The organism is Halomonas sp. 3F2F (genome assembly GCF_014897805.1).
GTDB lineage: Bacteria > Pseudomonadota > Gammaproteobacteria > Pseudomonadales > Halomonadaceae > Vreelandella.
In genome coordinates this window covers 1-1,085 of the sequence record NZ_JABUZE010000101.1, presented here as the reverse complement: position 1 = coordinate 1,085, position 1,085 = coordinate 1, and the positions used below count along the sequence as shown (strand labels likewise).

Sequence of the window (1,085 nt, the reverse complement as noted above, 5' to 3'; positions counted from 1 at the left end):
CTAAGTGCCTGATCTTAAGTTTTCGTGTAACGTTGGAGTCTGATATCTCTAACGGATGGAACCATGTTAAGGCGTTTCGTTGCTCCCCTTACTGACTCTGAACAGCAGACGCTGTCCTCCGCCTATCACCACGGTGAGAAGCGTGCTCTACGACGCCGTGCACATGCCATCCTACTGAGCAATCAAGGCCATACGATCAACCAAATTAGCCAGATACTGGAGGTCCGCCGCGACGCCGTATCACGATGGCTCAAACAATGGGAAGCGTCAGGCCTCGATGGATTGATCGACAAGCCCCGCAGTGGTCGCACGCCCGTCTTGGACGAGAGCGATCATCAGCGACTGCAGGAGCTCGTCGCCGAACAGCCTCACCAGATTCGATCCTTGCAGGCCCGTTTTGAAGAAGAGACGGGCAAGACCGTCAGCACGGTGACCCTTCGCCGAGCGTTGAAAAAAAAATGACTTCAGCTTCAAACGTATCCGGCACTCACTCAAAGCATTGCGTGACGAGACGGATTTCCGAAACACCCAAGGCCTCCTCAAGGCACTCCATCAGCAGGAGGACCAGGGTGAGCACGAGCTCTATTACTTTGATGAATCGGGTTTTTCACAATCGTCGTCGGTACCCTATGCGTGGAGTCCCATCGGGCAACCCTGCGAGGTGACCGCCTACTCACACAGCCGAAGGCTGAACGTATTGGGGTTCCTCAGCCGTGCTGGGAAACTGATCTACCACACCACTACCGGGTCAGTGACCACCGAGACGGTCATCGAAGCGTTTGACCAGTTTGTAGCACAGAAAAAAACCGATACCTTCGCTGTTGTGGTGCTCGACAACGCCAGCATGCATCGCTCGCAGGCCTTCAGGCGGAAAATAGTCGAGTGGATGTCGCACCGTGTGCATCTGGTTTACTTATCGGCCTACTCGCCGGAGCTGAATCTGATTGAGATACTGTGGCGTCAGATGAAGTACGCATGGCTGCCGTTGAGTGCTTACCTTTCGTTTGATCACCTCTGTGAAGAGGTACACCGGCTATTGGGTAGCTATGAAGCTGATCACGCGATTAATTTTGAATAAGCACTTA

General features: G+C 53.5%; 1 protein-coding gene. It reads left to right on the top strand.

The genetic code is table 11. The features are described from left to right. The first annotated feature begins 63 nt into the window (after nucleotides 1-63). A protein-coding gene (locus tag INT21_RS11745) for an IS630-like element ISHsp2 family transposase (RefSeq protein ID WP_076611625.1) occupies nucleotides 64-1,078 on the top strand; the annotation gives its coding sequence in 2 pieces (ribosomal slippage) (nucleotides 64-450 and nucleotides 452-1,078; 1,014 coding nt in all). The last annotated feature ends 7 nt before the right edge of the window (nucleotides 1,079-1,085 follow it).